Origin of the sequence: Arthrobacter sp. OAP107 (assembly GCF_040546765.1) — a bacterium.
Lineage (GTDB): Bacteria > Actinomycetota > Actinomycetes > Actinomycetales > Micrococcaceae > Arthrobacter.
Window position 1 is genome coordinate 4,898,114 of sequence record NZ_JBEPOK010000001.1, and the last position, 20,274, is coordinate 4,918,387.

20 protein-coding genes are annotated in these 20,274 nt (G+C 67.8%); 10 read left to right on the forward strand and 10 right to left on the reverse strand.

Annotated features, from left to right (window positions below):
• Window positions 1-40: 40 nt before the first annotated feature.
• The 4 genes from ABIE00_RS22475 (at window position 41) to ABIE00_RS22490 (ending at window position 3,161) form a co-directional block, all read left to right on the forward strand.
• Window positions 41-1,108, forward strand: coding sequence for an SIS domain-containing protein (locus ABIE00_RS22475; RefSeq protein WP_354262840.1), 1,068 nt, complete (start codon window positions 41-43; stop codon window positions 1,106-1,108).
• A complete protein-coding gene (gene nagA / locus ABIE00_RS22480; protein ID WP_354262841.1) occupies window positions 1,105-2,259 on the forward strand; it encodes an N-acetylglucosamine-6-phosphate deacetylase in 1,155 nt (384 codons plus the stop codon). Before ABIE00_RS22475 ends, nagA begins: the two co-directional genes overlap by 4 nt.
• A gap of 69 nt (window positions 2,260-2,328) precedes the next feature.
• Window positions 2,329-2,796, forward strand: coding sequence for an NUDIX hydrolase (locus tag ABIE00_RS22485; protein WP_354262842.1), 468 nt, complete (start codon window positions 2,329-2,331; stop codon window positions 2,794-2,796).
• Window positions 2,793-3,161 carry a hypothetical protein gene (locus ABIE00_RS22490; RefSeq protein WP_354262843.1) on the forward strand — a complete coding sequence of 123 codons (369 nt, stop codon included), beginning with the start codon at window positions 2,793-2,795 and terminating at the stop codon, window positions 3,159-3,161. The genes ABIE00_RS22485 and ABIE00_RS22490 overlap by 4 nt, the downstream gene beginning before the upstream one ends.
• Before the next feature lie 7 nt (window positions 3,162-3,168).
• On the opposite strand, the gene ABIE00_RS22495 is transcribed toward ABIE00_RS22490, so the two are convergent.
• From ABIE00_RS22495 to ABIE00_RS22510, 4 genes are all read right to left on the reverse strand, one after another.
• On the reverse strand, window positions 3,169-4,074 hold the full coding sequence (locus tag ABIE00_RS22495; RefSeq protein ID WP_354262844.1) for an NAD(P)-dependent oxidoreductase: 906 nt from the start codon (window positions 4,072-4,074) through the stop codon (window positions 3,169-3,171).
• 4 nt (window positions 4,075-4,078) lie between these two features.
• Window positions 4,079-5,998, reverse strand: coding sequence for a TRAP transporter large permease (locus tag ABIE00_RS22500; protein WP_354262845.1), 1,920 nt, complete (start codon window positions 5,996-5,998; stop codon window positions 4,079-4,081).
• 113 nt (window positions 5,999-6,111) lie between these two features.
• A complete protein-coding gene (locus tag ABIE00_RS22505; RefSeq protein WP_354262846.1) occupies window positions 6,112-7,134 on the reverse strand; it encodes a DctP family TRAP transporter solute-binding subunit in 1,023 nt (340 codons plus the stop codon).
• A gap of 47 nt (window positions 7,135-7,181) precedes the next feature.
• Window positions 7,182-8,534: an NAD(P)H-dependent oxidoreductase gene (locus tag ABIE00_RS22510; protein WP_354262847.1), complete on the reverse strand. Its 1,353-nt coding sequence runs from the start codon at window positions 8,532-8,534 to the stop codon at window positions 7,182-7,184.
• Between the two features lie 182 nt (window positions 8,535-8,716).
• Between ABIE00_RS22510 and ABIE00_RS22515 the strand changes: the two genes are divergently transcribed.
• Together ABIE00_RS22515 and ABIE00_RS22520 are read left to right on the forward strand one after the other, a co-directional pair.
• Window positions 8,717-9,766: a LacI family DNA-binding transcriptional regulator gene (locus ABIE00_RS22515; RefSeq protein WP_354262848.1), complete on the forward strand. Its 1,050-nt coding sequence runs from the start codon at window positions 8,717-8,719 to the stop codon at window positions 9,764-9,766.
• Between the two features lie 14 nt (window positions 9,767-9,780).
• Window positions 9,781-10,092 (forward strand): putative quinol monooxygenase, encoded by a 312-nt coding sequence (locus tag ABIE00_RS22520; protein WP_354262850.1) that lies wholly within the window; start codon window positions 9,781-9,783, stop codon window positions 10,090-10,092.
• A 53-nt stretch (window positions 10,093-10,145) separates the two neighbouring features.
• On the opposite strand, the gene ABIE00_RS22525 is transcribed toward ABIE00_RS22520, so the two are convergent.
• On the reverse strand, window positions 10,146-11,150 hold the full coding sequence (locus tag ABIE00_RS22525) for a LacI family DNA-binding transcriptional regulator (protein ID WP_354262851.1): 1,005 nt from the start codon (window positions 11,148-11,150) through the stop codon (window positions 10,146-10,148).
• 142 nt (window positions 11,151-11,292) lie between these two features.
• On the opposite strand from ABIE00_RS22525, the gene ABIE00_RS22530 reads away from it, so the two are divergent.
• From ABIE00_RS22530 to ABIE00_RS22540, 3 genes are all read left to right on the forward strand, one after another.
• Complete coding sequence (locus ABIE00_RS22530; protein ID WP_354262852.1) at window positions 11,293-12,471, forward strand: Gfo/Idh/MocA family protein; 1,179 nt, start codon at window positions 11,293-11,295, stop codon at window positions 12,469-12,471.
• Complete coding sequence (locus ABIE00_RS22535) at window positions 12,468-13,484, forward strand: sugar phosphate isomerase/epimerase family protein (RefSeq protein WP_354262853.1); 1,017 nt, start codon at window positions 12,468-12,470, stop codon at window positions 13,482-13,484. The genes ABIE00_RS22530 and ABIE00_RS22535 overlap by 4 nt, the downstream gene beginning before the upstream one ends.
• A gap of 101 nt (window positions 13,485-13,585) precedes the next feature.
• The gene (locus ABIE00_RS22540) at window positions 13,586-14,374 is read left to right on the forward strand and encodes a FadR/GntR family transcriptional regulator (RefSeq protein WP_354262854.1); all 789 of its coding nucleotides are present in this window, start codon (window positions 13,586-13,588) and stop codon (window positions 14,372-14,374) included.
• A 304-nt stretch (window positions 14,375-14,678) separates the two neighbouring features.
• Here ABIE00_RS22540 and ABIE00_RS22545 read toward each other — a convergent pair whose 3' ends face one another.
• The 5 genes from ABIE00_RS22545 to ABIE00_RS22565 all read right to left on the reverse strand — a co-directional run bounded on the left by ABIE00_RS22545 (window position 14,679) and on the right by ABIE00_RS22565 (window position 19,727).
• Window positions 14,679-15,674 carry a substrate-binding domain-containing protein gene (locus ABIE00_RS22545; RefSeq protein WP_354262855.1) on the reverse strand — a complete coding sequence of 332 codons (996 nt, stop codon included), beginning with the start codon at window positions 15,672-15,674 and terminating at the stop codon, window positions 14,679-14,681.
• Between the two features lie 168 nt (window positions 15,675-15,842).
• Window positions 15,843-16,373, reverse strand: coding sequence for a YbhB/YbcL family Raf kinase inhibitor-like protein (locus tag ABIE00_RS22550; protein ID WP_354262856.1), 531 nt, complete (start codon window positions 16,371-16,373; stop codon window positions 15,843-15,845).
• A gap of 9 nt (window positions 16,374-16,382) precedes the next feature.
• On the reverse strand, window positions 16,383-17,348 hold the full coding sequence (locus ABIE00_RS22555; RefSeq protein ID WP_354262857.1) for a carbohydrate kinase family protein: 966 nt from the start codon (window positions 17,346-17,348) through the stop codon (window positions 16,383-16,385).
• Between the two features lie 52 nt (window positions 17,349-17,400).
• On the reverse strand, window positions 17,401-18,594 hold the full coding sequence (locus ABIE00_RS22560; RefSeq protein ID WP_354262858.1) for a fatty acid desaturase family protein: 1,194 nt from the start codon (window positions 18,592-18,594) through the stop codon (window positions 17,401-17,403).
• Window positions 18,595-18,608: 14 nt separating this feature from the next.
• Window positions 18,609-19,727, reverse strand: a complete 1,119-nt coding sequence (locus tag ABIE00_RS22565; protein ID WP_354263492.1) for a ferredoxin reductase — start codon at window positions 19,725-19,727, stop codon at window positions 18,609-18,611.
• A 360-nt stretch (window positions 19,728-20,087) separates the two neighbouring features.
• Here ABIE00_RS22565 and ABIE00_RS22570 point away from each other — a divergent pair, with 360 nt between their 5' ends.
• The gene (locus tag ABIE00_RS22570; RefSeq protein ID WP_354262860.1) at window positions 20,088-20,249 is read left to right on the forward strand and encodes a hypothetical protein; all 162 of its coding nucleotides are present in this window, start codon (window positions 20,088-20,090) and stop codon (window positions 20,247-20,249) included.
• The last annotated feature ends 25 nt before the right edge of the window (window positions 20,250-20,274 follow it).

A 20,274-nucleotide genomic window follows, 5' to 3' on the forward strand; every position in this document is an offset into this window, starting at 1 on the left:
TTCCCTTAATACCAACCCCGCTGATCCCCCAAGGAGACCCATGACTGCCCCGCACACCGAAATCACCGCCGCTTCCCCGCTTCCCGGCTCCCTGATGGCCGCCGAAATCCTGGAACAGCCGGAGTCGCTGGCCCGGCTGCTGGAGCACGGGCGCCCCGCGATCACCCGCCTGGCCGGCGTCCTCCGCGACGCGGACATCAGGTACGTCCTCCTGGCCGCACGCGGCACCAGCGACCACGCCGCCCTGTACGCGAAGTACCTCATCGAAACGGTGCTGGGGCTGCCGGCGGGGCTGGCGTCGCCGTCGAGCCTTACGGTGTACGGCGCTGAACCGAAAATGGACGGGGTGCTGTGGCTGGCGGTCAGCCAGTCCGGCGGCTCCCCGGATCTGGTGGACTCCACCGCCGCTGCCGCCCGGGGCGGCGCCCTCACCGTGGCCGTCACGAACGCACCGTCCTCACCGCTGGCCACTGCCGCCCGGCACCACCTGGACATCCTCGCCGGGCCGGAGCACGCCGTCGCCGCGACCAAGAGCTACACGTCGCAGCTGCTGGCGCTGTGGCTGCTGATCGATGCGTGGGCGGGAGGAAACGGCTCGGAAGCTGCCGACCTGCCGCGTCTCGCCGCCGATGTCCTGGCCCGGCCGGAGATACTGGAGGTTGCAGACCGCTACCGCTTCGTGAACCACATCATCACGACCGGACGCGGCTTCTCCTACCCCACCGCACGGGAGGCGGCGCTGAAACTGATGGAAACGTCCTACCTGGCCGCACACGCCTTCTCCGGCGCGGACCTGCTGCACGGGCCCTTTGCCATGATCGACGCCGACCGGCCCGTCATCGCCGTCGCGTCGCCCGGCGCCGGCGGCCGTGCCCTGCATCCGGTGCTGGACCGCCTCGCCGAACGCGGCGCGGACGTCTGCCTGGTGGGTGACGCCGGGGCTGCACGCCCGCTGAACCACGTGGTGCCGCTGCCGGCCGTGCACGAGCAGCTCTCACCGATCCTGGAGATCATGCCCCTGCAGCGGCTGGCGCACGCAATGGCGGCAGCCCGCCACCGGGACCCGGACGCTCCCCGCGGCCTGCGCAAGATCACGGAAACCTGGTGAGTCCCACGCTCATTTCCGCTTCCCGCGTCATCCTGCCCAGTGACGCCAAAACCAGCGCCGTGCTGGAGCCTGGCTGGGTTGAGACCGACGGCGGCCGGATCACCGCCGCGGGTCCCGGGCTGCCCGCCCGGGAGCCCGACGCCGATTTTCCGGACGCCACCCTCGCGCCGGGCTTCGTGGACGCCCACATCCACGGCGGCGGCGGCTTCAGCTTCAACGACGCCGACCCCGCTGCCGCCGCGGTCCGGATCGCCGATGTGCACCGCGCGCACGGCACCACCACGCTGATGGCCAGCCTGGTCACTGCCCCGCTTCCGCAGCTTGAGAAAGCGGTGGCCGCGCTGGCCGCGCTGGTGGAGGAAGGCGTCCTGGCCGGGATCCATCTGGAGGGCCCGTGGCTCAGTCCGGACCACCGGGGCGCCCACACCGAGGACCTTCTGCTGGCACCGGAACCGGCCGCCGTCGACCGGCTGATGCTGGCCGGGCGGGGCACCGTCCGGATGGTGACGATCGCACCTGAACTGGAAGGCGGCCTTGCAGCCATCCGGCAGATCACCGGCTACGGCGCTGTCGCGGCCATCGGCCACACCGGCGCCGGCTACGACCTGGCCCGGCAGGCGATCGCCGCTGGGGCCACCGCCGGGACGCATGTGTTCAACGCGATGCGGCCGCTGCACCACCGGGAACCCGGCCCTGCGCTGGCCCTGCTGGAGGACCCCGCGGTGTTTGCCGAGGTGATTGCCGACGGGGTCCACCTGCACCCGTCGCTGGTCCGCTTCATTGCCGCCAGTCCGGCGCGCGCCGTCTTCGTCACCGACGCCATGGCCGCGGCCTGCGCACAGGAAGGCCGGTACCAGCTGGGCGGGCTGGACGTCCGGGTGGCCGGCGGGGAGGCACGCCTGGTCAGTGACGGCACCATCGCCGGCAGCATCCTCACGCTGGATGCGGCCGTCCGCCACGCCGTCCACGACGCCGGCATCCCGCTCGCCGACGCCGTCCGTGCCGCCAGCCAGAACCCTGCGGACATGCTGGGGCTGACCGACGTCGGCCGCGTCGAGGCCGGGCGGAAGGCGGACCTGGTGGTGCTCTCTCCGGAGCTCGAGGTGGCCGCAGTAATGAAGGCAGGCCGCTGGTTGGGCCCCCGCGATTGAACGTGCGGGGACCGCGGCGGCGGCGCCCCCGTCGCTTGGACGGGGGTAGCCTTGGGGCAGGAGGGCAACATGGCTGTCAGGAGTGCAGGCCTTCTGCTGTATCGGCGGAACAGCGGGGCGGACGTGGAAGTGTGGATCGCCCATATGGGCGGCCCCTTTTGGGAACGCAAGGATGAGCGGGCCTGGTCGATTCCCAAGGGAGAGTACCTTGAGGAGGAGGATCCGCTCGCGGCGGCGCAGCGTGAGTTCGCCGAGGAAATGGGCGTCCCGGCGCCGACCGCGGACTACGTTCTGCTCGGCACCTTCCGGCAGCCCTCGGGCAAGCTCATCACGGCATTCACGGCCGAGTCCGCCTTCAAGCCCGAGAAAATCCTGAGCAACACTTTTCCGCTGGAGTGGCCCAAGGGCTCGGGGGCGGTCCAGCACTTCCCCGAGATCGACCGCGCCGAATGGATCGGTGAATCCGAGGCCCGCTCCAAGCTGGTCAAAGGCCAGCTGCCGATCCTCGACGCGCTGCTCGCGCACCTCAGAGCATGACGCCCGTGAGATCGGCGTACCTGCATCTGGCCACGGTTGCTCTGGAAGCCACCGGCGATATGCAGGCGCCCGGCGCCGCGGTCACGCGCGAGCTGTGCGGAAGCTGGGACCATCCGCCGCCCTGCCCTCTGGCTCCGCACCACACCCGGCCGGACAGGGACGGGGTCACGGTCGCGCTGCGGATCATCTTCGTCACGGAACCGGCGAACGAGACCCTGGTGCGCACCCGCATCGACCGGGCCCTCCGCCAGCAAACCCTCACCGGCCCGGATGGCCGCACCACCCGCTGGGAATTCCTTGGCGGCGGCCGCGGCGAACTCGACCCTTCCGAGGCCGAGCACGCCCGGCGCCTCACCGACGGTTAGCGTGCCGTTATCCTGACCGCGCCAGAATCGTCCGATAGATCCCGGTGTGATCCAGGTCGCCGTCGCCTGCCTCCACCATGAGCTCGAAGGCGCCACGGACGCTGGCGGAGAGCGGCAGCTCCACCCCGGCGTCCTTAGCGATCTCGCCGATGAAGTTCAGGTCCTTCAGCTGGTTTTTCGCGGAGCCGCCGCCTTCGAAGTCCCCGTCGATCCAGCGCCGGCCCTTCTGCCGGAGCACCTCCGAATTCGCCAGGCCGCCGGCCAGAATGGACTGCACCTTCTCCGGGTCCAGCCCGGTTGCGGTCGCCACGGCCATCGCCTCGGCCAGCGCCGTGACGGTGGCAGATACGACGATCTGGTTGCAGGCCTTGGCCGTGGACCCGGCACCCGTTTCGCCGAACCAGACGACGGTGGAACTGTAGAGCCCGAACAGCGGCAGGAGCCGCTCCACGGTCCCGCGCGGACCGCCGGCCATGGTGCTCAGCCGGCCTTCCTCAGCCCCGATGGTTCCGCCGCTAAGCGGCGCGTCCACCACTGTCACCCCGTACCGGCTCCTGCAGTCCTCGGCGAACAGGGCCACAGCCACCGGGGACACCGTTCCGTGAATGACCAGGACCGGTTCCGCGATGCCGGCCGCCTTCCACCCGGCCAACAGGCCGTCCTCGCCGGTCAGCAGGTCGGCGACCTGCGGCAGATCCGGCAGGACGGTCAGGACGACGCCGGCCGCAGCCTCCGCCGGCGTGCCGGCCACCCGTCCCCCGCCGATGGCCCGGGCCTTGTCCGCTGTGCGGTTCCAGAGTGTGAGGGGAACGCCGGCGGCCAGGATGTTCCTTGCGATGGGGGCACCCATCGGGCCGGTGCCCAGCAGGGCGACGGACTTCAACCCGTTCAATGTGTTGGTCACTGTGCTCATGTGGTTAGAAGGGGATCAGGCCGGCCATGGCGGGCAGGAAGGTGCTGAACCACGGGACGGCGGCAAGCACCAGCAGGCCGATGAACACGGCGATGAGGTAGGGCCAGAAATGCTTGAGGCTTCTTTCCACGGTTTCATGGCCCGTAGCGCAGGCTACATAGAAGCCGACGCCGGCCGGCGGCGCGAACGAGCCGATGCCCATGGCGATGATCAGGACCATGGCGTACTGCACCGGGTTCACGCCGAAGTCCGTGGCGATGGGCAGCAGCAGTGGTGCGAAGATCAGCACGGCGGGCAGGCCCTCCAGCAACTGGCCCATGATGATCAGCAGCACGATGGTGAACAGCATGAAGAGCACGGGCGAGTCGCCGAGGCCGGACATGAGGTCGTGGATCTGCTGGGACACCCCGGCGAGCGCGAGAGTCTGGGCGAGCGGTGAGGCGGCCGCGATGATGAACAGGACCATGCCCGCCGTCGTTGTTGTTTCCCGCAGCGTGTCTCCCAGCAGCCGCCTGCTGCCGCGCCGGTACGCGGCGGCCAGGATGAAGGCGTAGGCGACGGCGACCGAGGACACCTCGGTCGGGGTGGCGAAGCCACTCAGGATGCCCACCACCATACCGACCGGAAGCAGCAGGGTGGGGATGGCGAAGAAGGTGGCAGAGCCGCGGGCACGCCAGGTCGCCTTGGGGCTGGACACGCCGCCCTGCTTGCGGGCACGGAAGAAAACGAGTCCCATGACCACGAGGGCCAGGAACGCGGCGGGAACGAAGCCGGCAAGGAACAGCGTGGTGGTGGAGATGGTGGTGATGGAGCCGAGGATGAGCAGGACGATGCTCGGCGGGATGGTTTCACCCATGATGGCGGAGGCGGAGAGCACCGCGACCACCTCGCCGCGGGGGTACTTCCGTTCCTCGAGCATGCCCCGCATGGTGGTGCCCACTGCGGCGACGTCCGCAACCTTGGAGCCGGAGATGCCGGAGAAGATGTACATCGTCACGACGACCACCTGGAGCAGGCCGCCCCGCAGGTGCCCGATGAGCGCGTCCACCAGCTTGGCGAGCGGCAGCGTCAGGCCGGCGGAATTCATGACAGTTCCGGCCAGGATGAAGAACGGGATGGCCAGCAGCACGAAGCCCTTGGCGCCCGATGCCATGCCGATCGGGATGGCGCTGACCTCCGAGATGCCGCCCAGGTAGAGGTAGATGCCCGAGGCCAGGGCAAGCACGAACGCAATGGGCAGGCCAAGGAACAGCAGGGCGAACAGGGCCACGAGCACGACGCCGAGGAGCAGGTTGGGCGATGCGTAGTAGAAGAGCGGCTGGGAGAACAGGACCGCCACGGCCAGGACCGCGGTGATGCCGACGGCCAGCAGGACCGCACGGCGTGGCTGCCGCCCGAGCTTCAGGACGGCGAACCAGGCGATGAGCACCATGCCCACCGAGAAGGGCAGGGACACCCAGAACACCGGCAGCTGGAGAATCGGGGTCTTCTCCTCGAGTTGCTGGACCAGGGTGGGAATGAAGAGCGCGAAAGCACCCGCACTCATGACGAAGACCAGGCAGTCCACGAGTGCTGCCAGGTACGGCTTCCAGCTCGCCGGCAGGCGCATCACCAGGGCCTGGACGGACATGTGGGCGCCCTTGGGGTAGGCGATGGCACCGCCCACGAAGGCGATGGTCACAAGTGCAATCTCGGAAACTTCCTGCGTCCACAGCACGGAATCGCCGGTGACAACCCGGACCATTATGTTCAGCAGGATAACCACGAGCTCGGCGAGGATCGCCGCACCCACGGTCCATTCCAAGGCCTTGTCCAGCCAGACGGCTCCGCTCCAGCGCGGTGCGACGTGCCCGTGGTGAAGGATCTCTTCCGCATCGGACGGAAGGACCTCTTCGAGATCCTTGGGGGCGAGTGTGTGTTCCATGTTTTTCCAGACTGTCATCGTTGAGAGCGGGATGCTGAGTGCGGGATGTTGGGGGCGGGGATGCTGTTCGAGGGCCGGCGCCGGACTGCGCTCCGGCCCTCGAAACGCGGTGGTTACTTGGCGGCGGCGATCGCCTGGTCGAAGAATTCCTTGCCGATCAGCTTGGAGAACTCCGGGTAGAGGCTCTTGGAAACGGCTTTGAACTGCTCGAGCCCGGCGGCGGTGGGCTCGTTGGCCTTCATGCCCTTGGCGGTGAGCTCGGCCAGCTGCTTCTCAGACTGCTCTGCGTCATAACCCTCTTTGAAGGTGGCGGTCTCAACCGACGCGTCCGTCAGGATCTTCTTCTGGTCCTCGTTCAGCGAGTCCCACTTCTTGGCGGACAGTGCCAGGACCCAGGCGTCGTTGATGTGGTGCGTCAGCGAGACGTACTTCTGAACTTCCGAGAACTTGTTGGTCCACGGCACCTCGATCGGGTTTTCCTGGCCGTCGATCGTTCCGGTCTGCAGACCGGTGAAGACCTCGGAGAACGCCATGGTGGTGGGGCTCGCGCCCAGCTTGCCGAAGAAGTCCGTCCACAGCGGGTTGCCCGGGACGCGGATCTTCAGGCCCTTCAGGTCCGACGGCTGTTCGATGGGGCGTTCGGAGTTGGTGATCTGGCGGCCCGTCCGGGTGAGGAAGGACAGCGCGACGGTGTTCTTCTCCTTGAGCTTCTCCTTCAGCACGTCGCCGGGCTTGCCCGCCAGGAACGCGGCCTCTTCCTTCGTGTCGTCGAAGAGGTAGGGGATGCTGATGGCGTTCATTTCGGGCACCACGGACGCGTAGACCGACGTCGACAGGATCAGCGCGTCCAGCGAGCCGCCCTGCAGCCTGGTGACGGCGGCGTTCTGGTCCCCGCTGAAGCTCGTTCCGTTCGGGACCACCGTGACAACCACGGAGCCGTTCGAGGTCTTCTTCACCTGATCGGCGAAGTGCTGGGCGGAGACACCCACCGAGGAAGTCAGCGGGTCCGGGATGGACAGCTGGATCTTGGCCACGGGCGAGCCGCCGCCGGGCGCTCCGGAGGCGCAGCCGGCGAGAACGGAGGCGGCGAGGGTGCATGCCAGCACTCCTGTGAGGGCGCGGGTCTTCGATTTCATGTGATGCCTTTCTTCATTGGAAGGAGTCCTGTGAATTGCTCGGTGAATTAGGAGGTCAGCGCGGCTTCGGTAACAAGGGCCTCGGTTTCGCGGCGCAGCTCAAGGGCCTGGGAGAGCGAGTCGTCCATGATGACGTCCTCCCAGCGGACGGTGGCGCCCTTGGCGACGTCGGCACGCAGCTCGACATGGTGCGCCAGGGCTACCGGCAGAGCGCCGATTTCCACGGAGTGCTTGGCCGAGACGAGCTTGCCCCAGACGGTGAAGCCGCCCTCGCCGTCGAGGAATTCGCCGGCCTTCAGGTCCTTCTTGGCGGTGGCCACCACGTCACCGAAGAAGCCGACTGGCGAGCCGGTGGCAATGCCGCGGAGGGCCGCATTGGCGATGGACATGTTCAGCTCGAGGCCCACGTAGTGGTACGGGCGGTACAGGGCGGCGTACTGGCCGGTGGGGTCCGGGTGCCACGGGTATTCATTGAAGCAGCCGGAGACGTAGCCGTTCGTGGCCTTGACGACGACGAACACGCCTTCCTGGGTGTTGTGGCTGATCCAGCTGCCGTCGCGGTTGACGCTGGACATGACGTCCACGCTGCCCTCGTGCGCCAGGGCACCGCCGACGGCGGCCGGGCGGCAGATGGTGGCGATCTCTTCGACGTCGCCCGGGGTGAAGGTCAGTCCGGAGTCCGACGGCGTGAGGCCGGCACCGTTGGCGACGGCGGCCATTTCGATGGAGGCCTTGGTGCCGTCACGGAAGGAGGTGTGCATGTACGGGTTGAGCTGGCCGGAGTCTGTGAGCTCCTTGGAGAATTCCCAGTTTTCCCAGACATTGTCCGGGTTCATCTCGTGGTAGTGCTCCAGGTACTTGGCGCCCTTGCCGGCGCAGACGACGTCGAAGCCGCTTGTCCGGGCCCAGTCGACCAGCTCCATGATGAGCGCGGGCTGGTCCCCATAGGCCATGGAATAGACGACGCCGGCCTCCTCCGCGCGCTTGGCGAGGGCCGGACCGGCGAGGGCGTCGGCCTCCACCGTGACCATGATGATGTGCTTCTTCGTTTCGATGGCGCGCAGCGCATGCTTGACGCCGACGATCGGATTGCCTGTGGCTTCAACGATGACGTCGATGTCGACGTCGAACAGCTCGTCGGCGTTTGCCACGATGGTGGTGGAGCGGTTCTGCAGTGCGGTGGCGATGTCCGGGGCGATCTGGTTCTGGGGCCATCCGACCAGCTCGAAGGCGCCTTCAGCCCGCTTCACATTGATGTCAGCGATGGCAACCACATGGATGCCCGGGATGTTGTTGGCCTGGGCGAGGTACATGGTCCCGTACCGGCCGGCCCCGATGAGGCCCACGCGGATGGGGCGGCCCTGGTTCTCGCGGTCGCTAAGAAGCTTGTGAAGGTTCATGGGGATCTCTCTGATTGATGTCTGACCGAAGAGAGACGACCTCACACCGGGCGGTGGAGCACCTCTTCGTCGTAGCTGCTGTGATCGGGGTTACCGAGTGGAACCGGTTCCACTTTTGTACCAGTCGGTGTTAAGCTGTGTCAACAGATGTCGGTGAACCCCACCGGCCGCAAGGAGGACCATTGAAGAAGGCGCCCACTATCCGCGATGTGGCGGCAGCGGCGGGAGTCTCGGTGTCCGTGGTGTCGCGGGTGCTGAACCCCGACTCCGGCCCGGTCGCGCCGGCCAAGCGCGAGCAAGTCCTCAATGTCATCAGCGAACTCGGCTACCGCCCCCGGGCCGCGGCGCGCGAACTCAGCGCCGGCCACGCCCTGACTGTCGGCCTGGTGGTCACTGACCTTGCCAACCCGTTCTTCGCCCAACTGGCGGACCGCGTGGTGTGGGAGGCGCGCAGCCATGGCGTCCAGGTGGTGGTCATGACCACCCAGGAGGACCCGCACCTTGAGGCCGAATCCCTCGACACACTCCTGGACCGTTCCGTGGGCGGCGTCATTGCCACGCCAACGGGCGGAAACGTCGAGAAATGGGACCGCCTGCGGGACCTCGGAGTCAACGTTGTTTTCGTAGACCGCGCCATTGCGGAGCTTGGCGACGTGGACGTCGTCAGCATCGAAAACTCCGACTCGGCCCGGCGCGCCACCGAGCACCTCATCGCCCTCGGCCACGAACGGATCGGCCTGATCACCGGACCGGCCAGCACCTCCACGGGCCGGTCGAGGATCAGCGGCTACCGGTCAGCCCTCGAAAGCGCCTCGATAAGCCTCGATCCGATGCTGGTCCGCGACGTTCCGTTCCGCGGAGACGGCGGGGGCGACGCCGTCGGGTCCCTCCTTGCGTCCCCGGATGCCCCAACCGGGCTGATCGTCGCCAACACCGCCCAGGTCCAAAGCTCAGTCCGGCGGCTCGTCCAGATGGGCGTCCGGATCCCCGACGACCTGTCCGTGATCGTCTTTGACGACAACCCGTGGACCGAACTGACGAGCCCACCGCTCAGCGTCATCCGGCAGCCCATCGGCATGCTCGCCGTGCACTCGCTCGAGCTCGTCCTCGGGCGGATGCAGGGCCGGCTCCCCGCGGGCGCCAGGACCATCGAGGTCAAGGCGGATTTCGTGCCGCGCAGCAGCTGCGCCGCACCTGTCCGCTCCGCAGCCAGCAAGTCCGTCACCCGATAAGAAAAGGAAAACCCATGACCGTAGTTGTCACTGCCATGTTCACGCCCAAGGAAGGCGCCTTCGCCGACGTCGTGGCCGCCCTCTCCCCCGCCATCGCGGAAGTGCACGACGAGCCCGGCTGCCTCCTGTACGCCATCCACGAAGCGCCGAATGGCCAGATCGTCATGATCGAAAAGTGGGAAAGCGCCGAACTCCTCGATGCCCACGGCGCCGGCGAGCCCGTCAAGCGCCTGAACGCCTCCCTTGAGGGGCTCCTGGCAGAACCGGTCGAGGTGACGCGGCTGGCCGCGATCCCCGCCGGCACCAGCACGCAGGGCGCGCTCTGATCTGAAGAACGACGGCGGCCCCTCGCCTGGGCATTCCAGGTGGGGGGCGCCGTTCAGGCCGGGGGCGCCGTCGAACCCCTGACCACGAGTTCCGGGTCAACAAGCTTCGTCTGCACCGGCAGTTCCGGATCCTTCATGCGGTCCAGCAGGGCCTTTGCAGCCCCGGCACCCACCTCGCCGTTCCGGCCGTCGATAGTGGTCAGGCGCAGCAGGTTCGCGGACGCAAGAGGCGAGTTGTCGTAACCGATCAGGGAAAGATCCTCCGGGATACGCCGCCCCCGGTCCCGCGCCGCGGCCGCCACGCCCATCGCCATAACGTCGTTCGCCGCAAAAATCGCCGTGAGCCCAGGGGCCTGATCGAGCAGCTTCAGCGCACCCTCGTAGCCGTCCGGCTCCATCGTAAGACCGTGACCCTGCACCGTGTGCGGCCGCAGCCCGTGTTCGCGCATCGCAGCCTCAAACCCCTGGGCCCGCAGACGCGCGGCGCCGCCGCCACCGGTCACGTGCCCGATTTCCCTGTGGCCCAGCCCGATCAGGTGCTCCGTGGCCAGGCGTCCGCCGGCCTCGTCGTCATTGGCCACGATGTCCGCGCCCGGAACAACCACGTCGCGGTTGCCCGCCACCACAGCCGGAACGTCGACGGCGGCGAACATCTCCTCCGTAGGCTCGGTCGCAATCACGATGCCGTCCACCCGCAGCGACATGAGGCCGTCCACCGGCGTCCGGTCCAGATGGGCGTTGAACGACGGGTCGGCAACGGCCACCCGGAACCCGAGCGGTGCGAGTTCATCGTGCAGCCCGCCCAGCAGGCCGACGAACCAAAGATTGCGGTAGTCGTCCAGGACGACGCCGATGGTCCGGGACCGGTTTCCGGCCAGGGTCGCTGCCGCCCGGCTCGGGCGGTAGTTCAGACGTGCGATCGCTTCTTCGACGGCGGCGCGGCGGGCGGCGGAGACGCCGGGCGCCCCGCGCAGGACCAGCGAGACCAGGGATTTTGATACCCCGGCCGCGGAGGCAACGTCGTAAATGTTCGGGCGCTTGCCCGTCTCCTGGGTCACCCTGCCATTGTCGCCCATCGGTCGACCGTTTGGGATATTGACAGGACAAACTCCCGGCCCTATCGTGTTGTGGAGCGCTCCATTATGCGTCACACGTCACAGCGGCTGAGTCCCGCAAAGCCCGTTTCAAAGGAGAAAACCAATGCCCAAAGATCTCGGCGTAGCCGTCATCGGGGCGGGCATGGCCGGCAAGGCTCACGCCGCCGCCTTCCGCACCGCTTCCGCCCTGTACAACCCCGTCCTGCCGCCGATCCGGCTGGTTTCCATCGGCGACGTGAACCCGGAGTTCGGCTCCCTCGCCGCGCGGCGCTTCGGTTACGGGCGCAACGACACCTCGTGGCAGGCCATCGCCGAGGCCGATGACATCGACGTCGTCAGTGTTGTCATCGCCAACTCGCTGCACCGCGAAGTAGTAGAGGGTCTCCTCGCCGCCGGTAAGCACGTCCTGTGCGAGAAGCCGCTCAGCGACACCCTGGAGGACGCCCGGGCCATGGCCAACGCCGCCCGCAATGCCTCCTCCATCGCCCGCATCGGGTTCACCTTTCGGCGCACCCCGGGCATCGCCTACATCCGCGACCTCATCCGCAACGGAACCCTGGGCAAGGTGCTCCACTTCAGCGGCCGCTACTGGACCGACTACGGCTTCAGCCCCGGCGCCCCCATGAGCTGGCGCTACAAGGGCGGCCCCGGCTCCGGCGCCCTGGCCGACGTCGGATCCCACCTCGCGTATGTCTCCGAGTTCCTGTGCGGCGACATCAAATCCATCAGCGGCGGCCGCCTCAGCACGGCCATCGACAAGAGGCCCGTGCCGCTGGGCGCCGTCATCGGCCACGACCACGCCGCTGTCAGCGACACCTTCGAGGCCGTTGAAAACGACGACTACGCAGCCTTCTCCGCCGAGTTCGAAAACGGCGCCGGCAGCTTCGAAGTCTCCCGCGTCGCGGCCGGGCACGCCAACAGCCTTAACTTCGAGGTCTTCTGCGAGAACGGCTCCGCGAAGTTCGACCAGCGCCGCCCCGGCGAGGTCCAGCTGTTCCTCAACGACGGCTCTGGCCACGAAAGCGGCTACCGCCAGGTTATCCTCGGCCCGGGCCACCCCTACATCGCCGGCGGCCTGGCCATGGACGCCCCCGAGGTCGGCTTCGGCCAGAACGATGCCTTCGCCTACCAGTCCCGCGCGTTCCTCGAAGAAGTCGCCGGCCTCAGCGAAGCCGAATCCCTGCCGCGCTGCGCCGGCTTCGACGAAGGCGTCCGCAACATGGAACTGCTAGCCGCGGTCACCGAATCAGCCCTGAACAACGGAAAGAAGATCACGCTATGAAGCTCGGCGTCTACAACGCGATCCTGCACGACCGCCCGCTGCCCGAAGCACTGAGAGTCGTCGCCGACCTGGGCCTGACCGGCATCGAAATCAATTCCGGCGGGTTCCTGCCGGCCGTGCACGTCCCTACCTTCGATGACATCCTCGAGAGCGACGCCGCCCGCGATGACTATCTCGCGATCTTCGAAGGCACCGGCGTCTCCATCGCCGGGCTGAACTGCAACGGCAACCCGCTGCACCCCAACCGCGCCATCGGCGACAAGCACGCCGAGGACATCCGCCGCTCCATCCGCCTGGCCCACCGCCTCGGACAGAACCGCGTGGTCACCATGTCCGGACTCCCCGGCGGAGAACCCGGTGCCACCGTGCCGAACTGGATCGTCAACGCCTGGAACTCTGCCGCCTTGGACGTTTTGGACTACCAGTGGGGCGTCGCCGCCGAGTTCTGGAAGGAAACCGACCGGCTCGCCGCCGACCACGGCGTCAAGGTGGCCCTGGAACTGCACCCGCAGAACCTCGTCTTCAACCCCGCCGACGTCTACAAACTCGTCGAACTCACCGGCGCCACCCACGTGGGCGTCGAACTGGACGCCTCCCACCTGTTCTGGCAGCAGATGGACCCCGTTGCCGTCGTCCGCGAACTCGGGCCCCTGGTCTTCCACGCCGCTGCCAAGGACGTCCGCGTCAACAAGGACACCGCCGCCATCTACGGCGTCCTCGACAACCGCTTCCGCAGGCTCTCCCCCGACGAAAACCGGACCAACCTGGGCGGCGACGAATGGGCCAACGAATGGCCCAAACCCGCCGCCTGGGACTTCGTCGCCCTCGGCAAAGGCCACGACACCGCCTACTGGACCGAGTTCCTGCGCGCCCTCCACGACGTCAACCCCGACATGCTCGTCAACATCGAACACGAAGACGTCGAGCTCGGCCGGATCGAAGGCCTCGAAGTCGCGTCCAGGGTGCTCAAGGAAGCCGACGCGGCCCTGGCCGCCTCACTGGTCAGTCCCTAACGGCCGGACCGGCAACACAAGCACAGACAGGAAGCCTGCCGGGCATCAGCCGGCAGGCTTCCGCCGTCGCCCGGGTCACACGGTCCGCGGGTATCGTAGTTGTGACTTTCGAATGCAGGCCCAACGCGCCGCTGAAACTCATCGAGTCCTGGGGCAAGGTCCGGACCCAGGGCCAGGACATCTCCGGCCGGGCCGAGCAGGTGACCCTGCAGCTGGAAAGCGCCATCGGGATGGGGCTGCTCAACCCGGGTGAGCGGCTCCCGCCGGAATCGGTCATGGCCGAACACCTCGGCGTCTCGCCCCTCGCCCTCTGCCAGTCCCTTGCCGTGCTGCGGAGCAAGGGGCTCCTGGGCGGGCGCGGCGGCGGAAGATACGCCGGGGTGCTGCCGGTCCGGGAAGCCGAGATCGCCCAGCAACTGCGCCGGCACAAGAGCGACGACCTGCGCGACCTCATCGACCTCGCCGCCGGAACCGCCGGCTCGGCAGCCCGGCTGGCGTCCAAACGCTCCGACGAGCAGAACGTGCGGCGCCTCCGGAAGCTCGCCCAGCGGTACGCCTCAAGCTCGGAGCCGCACATGCTTCGCCAGGCGGATGCCCGGCTTCACATCGGCCTTGGAGTCGCAGCCCAGTCCCACCGCCTGACTGCCCTGCTGATCCAGATCCACGCCGAACTGTCGCCGCTGACGTGGGGCAACGCGTGGCTGGACGGACAGCCGAGCTCCGTCGAGGAACACGAGGGCTGCTGGACGCCAGCGCCTGGCCATCCTCACCTCGGACCTGGCGGACCACCGGTGAAGCCATCGACGAGGTCGCGCAGTCGACCGCCCTGGCTCTTGGGCAGAGCCTGGAGCGGGTATTCGCCGACCTGGCAGTCCTGGCCCGCGCCATGACGGACATCCTCGCGCCCCGGGCACATCGTGCACCAAACTCGAGTCCCTCAAACCCGCCGTCGAGGACATCGTCACCCGGCAGGCGGGACTGGTGGACAGCGCCGGGGTGTCGGTCACCCCGGGGCTGTCCACCGACGCCGACCCGTGGCACCAGTGGCAAGGTGGTGGCTTCCAACAGCGCCCGGTTCGCCCCCGGCACGCGTTTCCAGGGGGCCCGCAGCGGACCCGGGTCAGTTCCAGTGCCGGCGGCGGACCGCGCCGCTCCACCGTGGCACCTCGTCGCGGGCGACTGAACGTCGGGTGTTCAGCGTATTCCCTGGTCGGCGAACTTCACGACGTCCGCCGCGTTGGACTTGTCCACGATGGTGGGCCCGGTAAGCACGGGCTGCCCGCCCCCGAGCTTGAAGCCGCCCCGCTTGACCTGCCACAGGGCGTCCACGGACTCGTAACCCTGGAGCCACGGCTGCTGGTCCACGGTAAAAAGCACGGTGCCGTCGGCGATCTTCTGGGCAAGTTCCTTGTTCAGGTCAAAGGAGGCCACCTTGGCCGAGCTGCCCGCGGTAGCCACGGACTTCAGGAGGGTCAGCGTGATGGGGGCACCCAGGCCGATAATGACGTCGGCGTCCTTGGCTGCCTGCAGCTTGGCCGTTGCCGTGGACTCAACAGACGTCATGTCGGCGCCGTTCACGTACAGGATCTCCGTTCCGGGAACCTTGGACTTCACCCCGGCGCAGCGCGCTTCCAGCCCCACATGTCCCTGGGCCTGGATCACGCAAATGGGGTGTTTGAAGTCCTCCGCCGCCAGCTTCTCGCCCACCGCCTGGCCGGCGAGTTGCTCGTTGGAGCCGAAGTGCGTAAACGCCCCGAGCTGCTTGGAGACGTCCTCACCGGCGTTCAGGCTCACGATGGGAATACCGGCGTCAGAGGCCTTCTTGAGGGAATCCTTCAGCGCGCCGGGGGTGGCCAGGGTGACGGCGATTCCGTCCACCTTCTGGTCCACGGCCTGCTGGATCAGCTGCGCCTGCCGGCCTGCTTCGGGATCGTTCGTGTAGAGCAGCTCCACGTTGTCCTTCGCCGCCGCCTCCTCGGCACCCTTCCGGACCGTGTCCCAGAAGGCGTCGCCTGCCGGAGCATGCGTGATCAGGGCAATCTTCAGGCGCGGAGTCGAGACGGCCTGGCCCCCGCCGCCGCCGGTGTTGGCTTCCGGAGCCCTTCCGCCCTGGCTGGAGCACGCCGTCAAAGCCAGCATAGGGATTGCAACCGCCGCAACCGCTGCGCGGTGCCAAAAAAACTTCTTCACTGGTGATCTCCTTCGATCGCGTCCAGATGACTGGGGGAACCACACCGCTGCATCAACCCGGCCGGGAAGGAGGGACGAAACTAGACGGATGTGACTGCGCGCAATTGGAGCGCTCCACAAATTGAGGATAAGAGCAGGAGTTTGTCCTGTCAATAGTTCTATTTGCGGCTAGCGCTGGTAAACGCCCGTGAGCGTGGCAGTGCCCAGCAGATGACGGGCGAGTTCCGATCCCAGCCCGGCAGGCTTGGCGCCCGACCCGCCCGGCAGCTCCTCAACATCCAGCGCGTAGACGGTGACGACGTAACGGTGCCGGCCGTGCCCCGGCGGCGGGGCGGCCCCGACGTAACCGTGGAAGCCGGCGTCGTTCTTCAATTGCACAGCAGCGGGCGGGAGCTGCGGGCCACCCTCCGCCCCTGCGCCCTCCGGCAGAGAGGTGGTGTCCGCGGGAATGTTGAGGACCGCCCAGTGCCAGAAACCGCCGGCACCCGGGGCGTCCGGATCAAACACGGTCACGGCGTAGCTCCTGGTCCCGTCCGGGGCGCCGCTCCAGCTCAGCTGCGGGGACTCGTCGGCGCCGCCGGCGTGCATCCTGCCGCTGCGCTGCGGCGGCTGCAGGGTCCCGCCATCCTCAAAGGACCGGCTGGTGAGCCCGAACGCGGGGACGTCCGGAAGGTTTGGAAACGGACGCTGCGATGTCATGGCTGCTCCTCAGGTGGTGGGAACTTCGGCTTGCTCTGCTGCTGCTTCGACGCGGTTGAGCTCCGCCCGGGTGGGCGGATTTGCGCCGGCACGGGAGACGGTCACGGCTGCGGCGCGGGAGGCGTGGGCCAGCAGGGCGGTGAGCCCCTCGGCCGGGAGTGCCCGCAGGTCAGCCCGGTTCTGGGCGCCGTCCAGGCCACGGTCCACCACGCCGGACAGCAGCGCCGCCATGAAGGAATCCCCTGCGCCAACGGTGTCCGCCACCTCCACACGGGGCGCGGCGAACTCGGCCTCGCCTGCGGCGGTGATCCCCCACGGCCCGTCCGCGCCGCGCGTCACCACCACGACGGCGGGCCCCTCCGCACCGCCGAGCTTCAGCCAGCGGCGCGCTGACTCCAGCGGGTCCACGCCTGGGTAGAGCCAGGCGAGGTCCTCGTCGGAGGCCTTGACGATGTCCGAGAGGGTCACGAACTTTTCGGCCTGCCGGCGGGCGTAATCGGCGTCCGTGATGATGCTGGGGCGGCAGTTGGGGTCAAAGCTGATGGTCGACGCCGGGTGGGCGCGCTCGACGGCGGCCAGCACCTCTGCGGCGCCGGGCGCCAGCATGGTGGCGATGGAGCCGGCGTGCAGCAGCGTGGTTCCCTGCAGCATGAAGGGCAGCCGTTCCCCCAGACCGGGGAGCTCCCAGGCGAGGTCAAACGTGTAGGTGGCGGCGCCGTCGTCGTCCACGAGGGCAGTGGCCACGCTGGTGGGCAGCCCGTCCGGGGCCTGCGGGAGCATGACGGAACTCGCCCGCAGGTGGGCGGCCAGCGACTCACCGTAGGCGTCCCGGCCGTACCGGCCGACGAACTGCACCGGGTGTCCCAGGCGGGCGAGCCCGACGGCGACGTTGAGCGGGCTGCCGCCCACATGGGCTTCGATTCCGGAGCTGCGCTGGACCACGTCAACGAGGCCCTCGCCGATAACAGTGAGCATGGTCATACTCTGCCAGAGAACGGCGCCCGCCGCTCGGCTTCCGTGCAGGGGGCTAGGCCTTCTTCCCAGGCAGTGCGAGCTTGAAGACCTTCGCCCACGACGAGCCCACCTGCTTCAGCAGCGGCCCGGTGGTGTACGGCAGGCCGTAACGCCGGCAGATTTCCTGCACCTTCGGAGCCACTTCGCCGTATCTGTTGGACGGCAGGTCCGGGAACAGGTGGTGCTCGATCTGGTGGGACAGGTTCCCGGTCATGATGTGCATGAACTTGGAGCCGGAAATGTTGGCGGAGCCGATCATCTGCCGGACATACCAGTCCCCGCGGGTCTCGCCCTCCACCATTTCCTCGGTGAAGGTGTCCGTGCCTTCGGGGAAGTGGCCGCAGAAAATCACCGCGTGCGCCCACACGTTGCGGACGGCGTTGGCGGTGAGCGTGCCGTAGAGGGCCTGCTTGCCCGAGCCGGTGAGCATGGCCACGGCCGGGGTGGCAGCGTAGTCCTTGGTGAACTGCTTGAGGGCCTTGATGCCGAGCGCCTTGAGGTCGCGGGCCATGGCCTCCTTGCTCTTCTTGCCTTCCTTGTATTCGACGAGCTCCAGGTCGTAGACCGCGATGCCCCATTCGAAAATCGGGGCGAGGATGGCGTTGTACAGCGGGTTGCCCAGGGCGCGGGGGGTCCAGGGCTGGTCCTCGTCCATGCGCAGCAGGTTGTATCCGACGTCGTTGTCCTTGCCCACCACGTTGGTCCAGCGGTGGTGCAGGTCGTTGTGGGTGTGCTGCCACGAACGCGCCGGCGTCACGAAGTCCCATTCCCACGTGGTGGAGTGGATGTCCGGATCGCGCATCCAGTCCCACTGGCCGTGCAAAATGTTATGGCCGATCTCCATGTTTTCCAGGATCTTGGCCAGGCTGAGCAGGCTGGTGCCGGTGACCCAGGCCGCCTTGTTGCGGCCCATCAGCAGCGCGGCCCTGCCGGCGATCTCCAGCCCGCGCTGGATCTTGATCACCCGACGGATATAGGCGGCGTCGGAGGCGCCGCGCTTGGCGAGGATCTCGTCCTTGATGGCGTCCAGTTCGCGGCCGAGCTCTGCCACCTGCTCGTCCGAAAGGTGCGCTGCGGCTGGCGGGCGGACCGTCGGCCGGCCGGAGGCGGCCAGGGCCCCGGGCCGCGGCTTTGTGATGGGTTTGTCGATGGCGGCCTTGTCGGTGGACGTCGTAGTCGCGGCTGTGCGATCGGATATTGCAGTCATGCTTGTGATGCTCCTCAGATGTCGAGGTTAACGGGCCCGGCAGCTGCCGAAACGCACGTCTGGATTAGTTGGCCCGGTTCACCGTGGACTTCACCGGTGCGCAGGTCCCGGACCTGCCCTGCACGCAGGGGCAGCAGGCAGCTGTGGCAGATGCCCATGCGGCAGCCGCTGGGCATAAGGATCCCGGCGTCTTCGCCGACGTCGAGAAGGGGGGTGTCGCCATCGGCCTCCACCTCCCGGTCAGAGGCCTCAAAGGTGACCAAACCGCCGTCGTGCCCCTGGCCGCCCAGCAGGCTGGTGTTGAAGCGTTCGATGATGAGGTTGACGGGGTCCGCCGCGAAGGGGCCGGTGGCTCCGTCCCCTCGGGCTGACCTGGGGTTCTTGGGATGCGCGGCCGCTTCGGCGGCCCAGAGGGCCTCGGCGTCGTCGAGGAACCCTTCCGGCCCGCAGGCGTAGGCAGCGCGGCGGCGCCAGTCCGGGCACAGGGTGTCCAGCCCGGCAGCCGAGCCGAAGTCCACCCGGCCGCGCTCCCCCGTGTACCAGTGCGTGACGCGGAAGTTGGGAAACTGGTCGGCGAGCTCGGAAAGTTCTTCGCGGAAAATACTGTCCTCCGGCCGGCGGGCGGAGTGGATCAGCACCACATCGGCGTCGGGACGGTGCGGCACGAGCGTGCGGACCATGGACATCACAGGGGTGATGCCGCTGCCGGCGGTGAGCATCAGGAGCGGACGGGGATGTTCCGGGAGGACGAAGTCGCCCTGCGGCGGCGCCAGGAACAGGACGTCCCCGGGCCTGGTGTTGCGGACCAGGACGCCGGAGACGGCACCCACGTCGCTCACGGTGATGGCGGGGTCTTCCCCTGCGGGGGCGCTGAGCGAATAGGAGCGCCAGTGGCGGACGCCGTCGAGCTCCACGCCGATGCGCGCCCACTGGCCGGCTTTGTGGGCCTTCCAGCCGCGGCCGGGCCGGAAGTGGATGGTGGCTGAGTCCGCTGTTTCGGGGACGACTTTGGTGACCACGCCGCGCAGCTGCCGGGCGGAAAACACCGGATCAAACAGCGCGAGGATGTCCTCCGGGGCCAGAGGAGTTGTCAGTACAGACGCCGCGCGCGCCAGCTTTCGAAGCCGGATCATGCTGTCCACCCCATGTTGGGTTCACCCATGTGTATCTCCTAGTGAAACCCGGGATCGTAATATACAAAAATACCTCAGCCCCCACCTACAAGAGTCCTCCTTGCCGGCGGCGGGAGCAACCGGCGTCCACTTCTGGCTGAGGTCAGACAAGGCAATATCCCTCCGTTGTGGCGTCTGCGGCATTCTCGGTTGATGATAAGCATACTTACCGCCGGAGTGGATACTGCGGTAGACAAGGCACGGGTGCGCCGCTGCCCCAATTACCGGCCGCGCATTTACGATCTACCCCATGACATTGCAACGAACGGAACTTAGTGGAGTTCCCGTGTTTTGGGTCGAGGGCGCCCAGCCACTCACAGCGTGGATGCGGCAGTGGCGCCGGACGGACTAGTGACCCTGATCGGCATGGATTCCCAGCAGATCCAGGTCCGGGAGGCGTGGTTCGGCAAGGGGCAGCAGGCCATCGATGCCATCCTGGACAGGGCGGGGGAGGAACGGTGCTTCACCCCGCCCGAGACCTAAAGTTCCCCGGCCAACGCCGAAGGGC

Coding starts and splice junctions, on each gene's coding strand:
- ABIE00_RS22475 (WP_354262840.1), top strand. CDS start 41: ATGACTGCCCCGCACACCGAAATCACCGCCGCTTCCCCGCTTCCCGGC.
- ABIE00_RS22485 (WP_354262842.1), top strand. CDS start 2,329: ATGGCTGTCAGGAGTGCAGGCCTTCTGCTGTATCGGCGGAACAGCGGG.
- ABIE00_RS22490 (WP_354262843.1), top strand. CDS start 2,793: ATGACGCCCGTGAGATCGGCGTACCTGCATCTGGCCACGGTTGCTCTG.
- ABIE00_RS22495 (WP_354262844.1), bottom strand. CDS start 4,074: ATGAGCACAGTGACCAACACATTGAACGGGTTGAAGTCCGTCGCCCTG.
- ABIE00_RS22500 (WP_354262845.1), bottom strand. CDS start 5,998: ATGGAACACACACTCGCCCCCAAGGATCTCGAAGAGGTCCTTCCGTCC.
- ABIE00_RS22505 (WP_354262846.1), bottom strand. CDS start 7,134: ATGAAATCGAAGACCCGCGCCCTCACAGGAGTGCTGGCATGCACCCTC.
- ABIE00_RS22510 (WP_354262847.1), bottom strand. CDS start 8,534: ATGAACCTTCACAAGCTTCTTAGCGACCGCGAGAACCAGGGCCGCCCC.
- ABIE00_RS22520 (WP_354262850.1), top strand. CDS start 9,781: ATGACCGTAGTTGTCACTGCCATGTTCACGCCCAAGGAAGGCGCCTTC.
- ABIE00_RS22530 (WP_354262852.1), top strand. CDS start 11,293: ATGCCCAAAGATCTCGGCGTAGCCGTCATCGGGGCGGGCATGGCCGGC.
- ABIE00_RS22535 (WP_354262853.1), top strand. CDS start 12,468: ATGAAGCTCGGCGTCTACAACGCGATCCTGCACGACCGCCCGCTGCCC.
- ABIE00_RS22550 (WP_354262856.1), bottom strand. CDS start 16,373: ATGACATCGCAGCGTCCGTTTCCAAACCTTCCGGACGTCCCCGCGTTC.
- ABIE00_RS22555 (WP_354262857.1), bottom strand. CDS start 17,348: ATGCTCACTGTTATCGGCGAGGGCCTCGTTGACGTGGTCCAGCGCAGC.
- ABIE00_RS22560 (WP_354262858.1), bottom strand. CDS start 18,594: ATGACTGCAATATCCGATCGCACAGCCGCGACTACGACGTCCACCGAC.
- ABIE00_RS22565 (WP_354263492.1), bottom strand. CDS start 19,727: ATGATCCGGCTTCGAAAGCTGGCGCGCGCGGCGTCTGTACTGACAACT.